An 8679-nucleotide genomic window follows, 5' to 3' on the forward strand; every position below is an offset into this window, starting at 1 on the left:
GGGCAGGGGGACGGCGGGGATCAGCGCGAGGTCGTAGCCGCGCTCCGGGACGAGCCGGGTCTCCAGGCCCTTCTCCGTGCCCAGGGCCGTGATGCCCACGGTGGGGTCCTGCCTCCGCAGGGCGTCCGCGAGGGCGAGCGCGGGCTCGATGTGGCCGGCGGTCCCCCCACCGGCGAGTACGACATGCACCGAAATTCACCGCTCTCCGGACGGTCGCGCCTTGACGCGCCGCCTCATCGTGTTCCATCTCACCGCAGCCCGCTTCTTGCCGAAGGCGGACGACCGCATGGCAAGCGCTGCTCGTGCCCCGGGTTCCTCACGCGCGAAGGCGATCAGGAGCCCGATGGCGAACATCGTCGGCAGCAGGGCGGAACCTCCGTAGGAGAACAGCGGGAGCGGGACACCGGCGATCGGCAACAGGCCGAGCACCGCACCGATGTTGACCACGGCCTGGGCCGTGATCCAGGTGGTCACACCTCCCGCGGCGTACCTCACGAAGGGGTCCTCCGTGCGTCCGGCCACGCGGATACCCGCATAGCCTAGAGCCGCGAACAGAGCGAGTACCGACAGCGTCCCCGCCAGACCCAGTTCCTCCCCGGTGATGGCGAAGATGAAGTCGGTGTGCGGTTCCGGGAGTTGGCCCCATTTTTCCACACTGGCACCAAGACCGGAACCGAAGAATCCGCCGGAGGCCAGAGCATAGATTCCGTGCACGGCCTGCCAGCACTGGTCGCCGGGGCCCGGATCGGTGGCGCCGATGCAGGCGAGCCTGGCCATCCGGTTGGGGCTCGTACGGATCAGGATGAAGCCGAGCAGGGCCGCGACCGAGAGCACACCCGCGAACAGCCGGGTGGGAGCGCCCGCGAGCCAGAGCAGCCCGAAGAGGATCGCCGTGAGAATGATCGCGGTACCCATGTCGCCGCCGAGCATGATCAGCCCGAGCAGTATGAACGCGACCGGCACCAGCGGCACCAGCATGTGCTTCCACTGCGTGAGGAGCCGCTTGTCCTGCTTGCGGGCCAGCAGATCCGCGCCCCACAGAACGAGCGCCAGCTTGCCGAACTCGCTGGGCTGGAGCTGGAACGGGCCGCCCAGATAGATCCAGTTCTGGTTGCCGTTCACGGAATGCCCTATGCCGGGAACCTGGACCAGGACCATCAGGAACACCGAACCGGCCAGCATCGGGTACGCGAACGCCCGGTGCAGCTTGACCGGCATCCGCATGGCGACGAGCAGCAGGATCCCGCCGAGCACCGCCGCCACGAACTGCTTGCGGAAGAAGTACGAGGCGGGCAGGTTCAGCTGCAACGCCTGGATCATCGAGGCCGAGTAGACCATCACCAGGCCGAGCACGGTGATCAGCATGCTGCTGCCGAGGATCACGTAGTACGCGGTGAGCGGCCGGTCCCAGGCCTTGCGGGCGCGGTCGGCGAGGCGCCGCCACGGTCGGTCGCGGGGCGGCCGGGGTGCGGCAGCCTTGCCACGGGTCCTGCCCAGCGGAATGGCCGCGCTCCGAACGTCGCGCGCGGCCCTTGCGTCGGCCGGCATCGTCGCTGTCCCCTCCAGTCGTGCCCGCGCCGCCGGTACGCGGCGGGCGGGCCGGTCCGGCTAGGCGCTGTCTGTGTCGTTGCCGCCGTGCTGTGCGGCGAGTTGATGGACGGCGTCCGCGAACGCGTCGCCGCGCTCGTTGTAGTTGACGAACATGTCCATCGAGGCGCACGCGGGGGCCATCAGGACGGTGTCGCCGGGTGCGGCGAGGCGCGTGGCCTCCTGGACCGCCGCGGACATCGCCCCAGTGTCGGTCCGGTCCAGGTCCACCACCGGTACCTCAGGTGCGTGTCGCGCCAGGGCTTCGCGGACCAGGTGGCGCTCCTTGCCGATGAGCACGGCGCCGCGCAGCCGCTTCGCCGAGGCCCCGACCAGCTCGTCGAACGAGGCGCCCTTGGCGAGCCCGCCCGCGATCCAGACGATCGACTCGTACGCCGCCAACGAGGCTTGCGCGGCATGCGGGTTGGTGGCCTTGGAGTCGTCGACGTACGCGACTCCCGCGACGTCCGCGACATGCTCGATGCGGTGGGCGTCGGGGCGGAAGTTGCGCAGTCCGTCGCGTACGGCGGCGGGTGCGACGCCGAAGGCGCGGGCGAGCGCCGCGGCCGCGAGGGCGTTGGCGACGTTGTGCGGGGCCGGCGGGTTGACGTCGGCGACCTCGGCGAGTTCCTGGGCCTGCTTCTGCCGGTCGTCGACGAAGGCGCGGTCGACCAGGATGCCGTCCACGACGCCGAGTTCGGAGGGCCGGGGGCTGCCGAGGGTGAAGCCGATCGCGCGGCAGCCCTCCTCGACATCGGCCTCGCGGACCAGGTCCTCCGTCGCCTTGTCCGCGACGTTGTAGACGCAGGCGACCTGGTTGCCCTCGTAGATACGGCCCTTGTCGGCGGCGTACGCCTCCATCGAGCCGTGCCAGTCGAGGTGGTCGGGCGCCAGGTTGAGGACCACTGCCGAGTGGGCGCGCAGCGAGGGCGACCAGTGCAGCTGGTAGCTGGAGAGCTCCACGGCGAGTACGTCGTACGTCTCGTCGCCGAGGACCGCGTCCAGGAGGGAGACGCCGATGTTGCCGACGGCCGCGGTCTTCAGGCCCGCCGCCTCCAGGATCGAGGCGAGCATCCGTACGGTCGTGGTCTTGCCGTTGGTGCCGGTGACCGCGAGCCACGGGGCGGCATCGGGGCCGCGCAGTCGCCAGGCCAGCTCCACGTCGCCCCACACCTCGACGCCCGCCGCGGCCGCGGCCGCGAAGATCGGCTTGTCGGGCTTCCAGCCGGGCGTCGTGACGATGAGCTCGGTGCCTTCCGGCAGGGTCGCTCCGTCACCGAGCCGGACGGTGATCCCCTGCGACTCCAGCTCCGCGGCCTGCGTACGGGAGCGCTCGTCGTCGCCGTCGTTGACGACCGTGACGACCGCGCCGAGGCCGTGCAGGACCTTGGCGGCCGGGATGCCGGAGACGCCGAGCCCGGCGACGGTGACGTGCTTGCCCTGCCAGTCGGTCACTTGTCGGCCGCCCATCCCGCGTAGAAGAGGCCGAGTCCGACGATCACGCACATGCCCTGGATGATCCAGAAGCGGACCACCACAAGGACCTCGGACCACCCCTTGAGTTCGAAGTGGTGCTGCAGTGGTGCCATCCGGAAGACCCGCTTGCCGGTGAGGCGGAAGGAGCCGACCTGGATCACCACGGAGAGGGTGATCAGGACGAACAGGCCGCCGAGCAGGGCGAGCAGGAGTTCCGTACGGGAGCAGATCGCGAGGCCCGCGAGCGCGCCGCCGAGGGCGAGCGAACCGGTGTCGCCCATGAAGATCTTGGCCGGCGAGGTGTTCCACCACAGGAAGCCGAAGCAGGCGCCCATCAGCGCGGAGGCCACGATGGCGAGGTCGAGCGGGTCGCGCACCTCGAAGCAGGCCGAGGGGTTGGTGAGCGTCGTCGCGTTGGCGCAGGACTCCTGGAACTGCCAGACGCCGATGAACGTGTACGCGCCGAAGACCATCACGGAGGCGCCGGTGGCGAGGCCGTCGAGGCCGTCCGTGAGGTTCACGCCGTTCGACATGGCCAGGATCATGAACAGCGCCCAGACCACGAAGAGCACCGGGCCGATCGACCAGCCGAAGTCCGTGACGAACGACAGCTTGGTGGAGGCCGGGGTGTTGCCGCGGGTGTCCGCGAACTGCAGCGCGAGCACCGCGAAGGTGATGCCGACGATCAGCTGGCCGGCCATCTTGGCCTTGGCCCTGAGGCCGAGCGAGCGCCGCTTGATGATCTTGATGTAGTCGTCGAGGAAGCCGACGAGGCCCATGCCCGCCATCAGGAAGAGCACCAGGAGACCGGAGAACGTGGTCGGTGCTCCGGTGATCAGCTTGGTGCCGAAGTACGCGATGATCGTCGCCAGGATGAAGGCGATACCACCCATGGTTGGCGTACCGCGCTTGCTGGCGTGCTCGCGCGGGCCGTCGTCCCGGATGTACTGGCCGTAGCCCTTCTTGGCCAGGAGCTTGATCAGCAGCGGGGTGCCGATCAGGGTCAGGAAGAGTCCGATGACACCCGCGAAGAGGATCTGCCTCATCGGCCGGAGACCTCACCCTCGATGAGCGCGAACGCGACCTTCTCCAGACCCACCGATCTGGAGGCCTTCACGAGTACGACGTCTCCTGGGCGCAGCTCGCTGCGCAGCAGGTCGATCGCCGCCTGTGCGTCGGACACGTGCACCGACTCCTCACCCCACGAACCCTCGTTGTATGCGCCCAGCTGCAGCCAGGACGCTTCCCTGCCCCCGACCGCGACGAGCTTGCTCACATTGAGCCGGACGGCAAGGCGTCCGACCGCGTCGTGTTCAGCCAGCGCGTCGTCCCCGAGCTCGGCCATCTGACCGAGCACCGCCCAAGTGCGCCGCCCCTTACCCATGGCAGCGAGCGCACGAAGCGCGGCTCGCATGGACTCGGGGTTCGCGTTATAGGCGTCGTTGACGACCGTCACGCCGTCCGGGCGCTCGGTGACCTCCATCCGCCAGCGGGACAGGTTGCCCGCCTCGGAGAGCGCCACGGCGATCTCGTCCACGGACATCCCGAGTCGATGGGCGACGGCGGCCGCGGCAAGCGCGTTCGACACGTGGTGCTCACCGTACAGGCGCAAGGTCACATCGCTGCACCCGGAGGGTGTGTGCAGCGTGAAGGACGGCTGTCCCTGCTCGGTGAGTTGGACATTCTCGGCGCGTACGTCGGCGTCCTCGGCCTCCCCGAACAGCAGCACCGGCGCCTTCGTCCGGGAGGCCATCGCGCGTACGAGCGGATCGTCGGCGTTGAGGATCGCCGTGCCGTCCTCCGGAAGCGCCTCGACCAGCTCGCCCTTGGCCTCGGCGATCTGCTCGCGGCCGCCGAACTCGCCGATGTGGGCGGAGCCGACATTCAGCACCACGCCGATCCTCGGCGGGGTGAGGCCGGTGAGGTACCGGATGTGGCCGACGCCGCGGGCGCCCATCTCCAGGACCAGGTGCCTGGTCTCTTCGGTGGCGGTCAGCGCGGTGATCGGCAGGCCGATCTCGTTGTTGAGGGAGCCGGGGGTGAAGACCGTGGGGGCCTTGCGCTGCAGCAGCTGCGCGATCAGGTCCTTGGTGGAGGTCTTGCCGGCCGAGCCGGTGAGGGCGACGAGCGTGGTGCCGAGGCGGGAGACGACGGCGCGGGCGAGGGCGCCGAGCGCCTTCTCGACGTCGTCGACCACGATCGCGGGCACCCCGACGGGCCGGGTCGCGAGCACGGCGACCGCTCCCGCGTCGATGGCGCGCTCCGCGTAGTCGTGGCCGTCGACGTGCTCACCCACGAAGGCGGCGAAAAGCCCACCGGGCTCGATCTGGCGGGAGTCGATCACCACGGAGCCGGTGACCTGACGGTCGCCGTCCGGTATGTCGTACGGCTGCCCGCCGACGATGGAGGTGATCTCGGCGAGGGAGAGGGCGATCACTGCGTCATCCCTGGGTGTTCTGAGTGGCGGCTCGGCGGCTGTGCTGGATCGCCGCGCGGAGCACGTCACGGTCGTCGAAGGGGCGTACCACCCCGTTGATGTCCTGGCCCTGCTCGTGGCCCTTGCCCGCGACGAGGACGGTGTCCCCCGGGCGGGCGCGGTGCACGGCCGAGGCGATGGCGGCGGCCCGGTCCTCGAAGACCTGGACGTCGCCGCGCTCGTGCACCGGCACCTCGGCGGCGCCGGCGAGCATCGTGGCGAGGATCGAGAGCGGGTCCTCGGAGCGGGGGTTGTCCGAGGTGAGGACGGCGGTGTCGGCGAGCCGGGCGGCCGCCGCACCCATCGGCATGCGCTTGGTCTGGTCGCGGTCGCCGCCGCAGCCGAGCACGATGTGCAGCTTGCCCTCGGTCACCTTGCGCAGGGCGCGGAGCACGGACTCGACGGCGTCGGTCTTGTGCGCGTAGTCGACGACGGCGAGGTACGGCTGGCCCGCGTCGACCCGCTCCAGGCGGCCCGGGACGCCGGGTACGGCCGCGATGCCGTCGGCGGCGATCTGCGGTTCGACGCCGGCGGCGGCCAGGGCGACGATGGCGGCCAGGGTGTTGGCCACGTTGAACGGGCCTGCCAGCGGCGACTTCGCGGAGAGGCGCTCGCCCTTGGGGCCGACGACCTTGAACGTCGAGTCCATCGGGCCGACTTCGACGTCCTCGGCCCGCCAGTCGGCGTCCGGGTGGCCCTCGGCGGAGAAGGTGACGACCGGCACGGTCGCCTCGGTCACCAGCCTGCGGCCGTACTCGTCGTCGTAGTTGACGACCCCGAGCCGGGACCGCTTCGGCGTGAAGAGTTGTGCCTTCGCGCGGAAGTAGTCCTCCATGTCGGTGTGGAACTCCATGTGTTCCGGGCTGAGGTTGTTGAAGACCGCGACGTCGAAGACGCAGCCGTCGACCCGGCCGAGCACGAGTGCGTGGCTGGAGACCTCCATGGCGACCGAGTCGACGCCGCGCTCGCGCATCACCGCGAACAGGGCCTGCAGATCGGTGGCTTCGGGAGTGGTGCGCTCCGATTTGATGCGCTCGTCGCCGACCCGCATCTCGACGGTGCCGATCAGTCCGGTGGCCCGGCCCGCGGCCTGGAGCCCGCCCTCGACGAGGTACGCGGTGGTGGTCTTGCCTGAGGTGCCGGTGATGCCGATCTGCAGCAGCTCGCGGCCCGGTTCGCCGTAGATGGTGGCGGCCAGCTCGCCCATGCGACCGCGGGGGTCGCCCACGACGAGTACCGGCAGCTCGGTCGCCACGGCCCGGTCCATGCCGGCCAGATCCGTGAGGATCGCGGCGGCGCCGAGGTCGGCGGCCTGCGCGGCGAAGTCGGCGCCGTGCAGGCGGGCGCCGGGCAGAGCCGCGTAGATGTCACCGGGGCGTACGGCACGGGAGTCGTGCGTGATGCCCGTGATCTCGGCGGCCCCGGGGGCGTCGACACCCAGCTGCTCGGCGAGGGCCGCGAGGTCGCTCGCGGAGACCTGCTCCGGCCGCGGCGGTCCCGGATATGTCACGGGAACGCCCTTCTGGGTGGTTTGGGACTGATCAGCTTGTGGCACGGCGGTGAGCGTACCCGGCGCACCGTGCGAGGCGCGAAATGGGAGGTCCTCCTGCGCGGGGCGGACGTTCTGGTTCCCGGAGTCGGGGGTGATCGTTGTCACGGGAGTTACCTGTTCAGTCTTCCGGTTCGAAGGTGACCGGCAGCCCGGGGGCCTTGCTGCCGGAGGGCGCCACCTGGAGTGTCTTGAGTGCGAACTCCATGACCTTCTTGTAGATCGGCGCACAGATCCGGCCACCGAAGTAGTTGCCCTTGGTCGGGTTCTGGATGGCGCAGTAGACCGCGATCCGCGGCTTGTCGGCGGGGGCGAAGCCGGCGAAGGACGAGGTGTAGCCCTTGTAGCGGCCGGTCTCGGGATCGACGCGGTTGGCCGTGCCGGTCTTGCCCGCGACCCGGTATCCGTCGATCTTCGCCTTGGTGCCGGTGCCCTCGTCGTCGTCCACGACCGCCTGCAGCATCTGGGACAGCGTCGCGGCGGTCTTCTCGCTCACCACCCGGCTTTTCTTCGGCTCGGGCGACGGCGAGAACCGGCCATCGGGCCCCTTGGAGCCGCGGACCAGCGTGGGCTCCACGCGTACGCCGCCGTTGGCCACCGTCGCGTAGACGGAGGTGGCCTGCACCGCGTTGAGCGAGAAGCCCTGACCGAAGGGGACCGTGTACTGCTGCGAGGTCGACCAGGCGTCCGGCTTGGCCAGAATGCCCGCGGTCTCCCCCGGGAAGCCGATCCCGGTCGGACGGCCGATGCCGAACTTGCGGAGATACGAGTAGAGGCTCCGGTTGGCCTCCGGCTGGGTCTTGCCGAGCTGCTGCGTGGCCAGGATCGTGCCGATGTTGCTGGACTTGGCGAGCACCCCGCTGAGCGTCAGGTACCAGGTGGGGTGGTCGATGTCGTCCTTGAACAGCCGGTCGCCGCGGTGCAGCCGGTTGGGCACCGTGACATGGGTGTCGGGCGTGGCCGCGTTCTCCTCCAGGACGGCCGCCATGGAGACGAGCTTGGTGGTGGAGCCGGGCTCGTACGCGTCGTGCAGGGCGGCGTTGCCGAGGGTGTTCGGGTCGGCGTGCGTGAGGTCGCCCGGGTCGAAGCCGGGCGCGTTGGCGAGGGTGAGGAGTTCGCCGGTCTTCGTGTCCTGCACGACCACGTAGCCGCGGTCCGCCTTGGACTTCCTGACCTGTTCGGCGATCGCCTTCTGCGCCACGTACTGGATGTCGCGGTCGATGGTCAGCTCGATGTCGGAGCCGGGCGTCGCGGGGTTCTCGTTCCCGCCCGCCGTCGGCACCCTGCGGCCACCGGACTGCGCGTACGTGATCTTGCCGTCCTTGCCCGCGAGTTCCTCGTCGAGCTGCGCCTCGATGCCGCCGCCGCCCTTGCCCTCGGCGTTCACCCAGCCGAGCATGCCGGCCGCGAGGTCGCCGTTCGGGTAGAGCCGCTTGCTGCTCGGCTCCTGGAAGACACCGGCGAGGACATTGCCGGTCCCGCCCTTGTCGGCCTTCTCTTGGAAAGCGGCCTTCAGGTCCTTGATCTGCTTCCAGACATCGGGCGTCTGCCGGCGGGCGAGCAGCGCGTAACGGCTGTTCGGCTTCCGCAG

At 70.1% G+C, this 8679-nt stretch carries 7 protein-coding genes; all 7 read right to left on the reverse strand.

Going from position 1 to position 8679, the window contains the following annotated elements; all coding sequences use genetic code 11:
* The coding region (locus GUY60_RS29670) for a glycosyltransferase (protein WP_187370158.1) at positions 1–189 on the reverse strand (189 nt) is incomplete at its 3' end.
* A gap of 6 nt (positions 190–195) precedes the next feature.
* The gene (gene ftsW / locus GUY60_RS29675) at positions 196–1548 is read right to left on the reverse strand and encodes a putative lipid II flippase FtsW (protein WP_246235806.1); all 1353 of its coding nucleotides are present in this window, start codon (positions 1546–1548) and stop codon (positions 196–198) included.
* 60 nt (positions 1549–1608) lie between these two features.
* On the reverse strand, positions 1609–3057 hold the full coding sequence (gene murD, locus GUY60_RS29680) for a UDP-N-acetylmuramoyl-L-alanine--D-glutamate ligase (RefSeq protein WP_161703325.1): 1449 nt from the start codon (positions 3055–3057) through the stop codon (positions 1609–1611).
* Entirely contained in the window at positions 3039–4109 is a 1071-nt protein-coding gene (gene mraY, locus GUY60_RS29685) for a phospho-N-acetylmuramoyl-pentapeptide-transferase (protein WP_161703327.1), read from the reverse strand. The genes murD and mraY overlap by 19 nt, the downstream gene beginning before the upstream one ends.
* Positions 4106–5500, reverse strand: coding sequence for a UDP-N-acetylmuramoyl-tripeptide--D-alanyl-D-alanine ligase (locus tag GUY60_RS29690; protein WP_161703329.1), 1395 nt, complete (start codon positions 5498–5500; stop codon positions 4106–4108). Before GUY60_RS29690 ends, mraY begins: the two co-directional genes overlap by 4 nt.
* 4 nt (positions 5501–5504) lie before the next feature.
* Positions 5505–7196, reverse strand: coding sequence for a UDP-N-acetylmuramoyl-L-alanyl-D-glutamate--2,6-diaminopimelate ligase (locus tag GUY60_RS29695; protein ID WP_161703331.1), 1692 nt, complete (start codon positions 7194–7196; stop codon positions 5505–5507).
* A 13-nt stretch (positions 7197–7209) separates the two neighbouring features.
* Positions 7210–8679 (reverse strand): peptidoglycan D,D-transpeptidase FtsI family protein (locus GUY60_RS29700; protein ID WP_161703333.1); only part of this gene is annotated, 1470 nt, incomplete at its 5' end.

The sequence above is a fragment of the Streptomyces boluensis genome (genome assembly GCF_009908195.1).
Classification (GTDB): domain Bacteria; phylum Actinomycetota; class Actinomycetes; order Streptomycetales; family Streptomycetaceae; genus Streptomyces; species Streptomyces boluensis.

Excerpts from the sequence above, each read along its gene's own strand:
- ftsW (WP_246235806.1), bottom strand. The coding sequence starts at position 1,548 with ATGCCGGCCGACGCAAGGGCCGCGCGCGACGTTCGGAGCGCGGCCATT.
- murD (WP_161703325.1), bottom strand. The coding sequence starts at position 3,057 with ATGGGCGGCCGACAAGTGACCGACTGGCAGGGCAAGCACGTCACCGTC.
- mraY (WP_161703327.1), bottom strand. The coding sequence starts at position 4,109 with ATGAGGCAGATCCTCTTCGCGGGTGTCATCGGACTCTTCCTGACCCTG.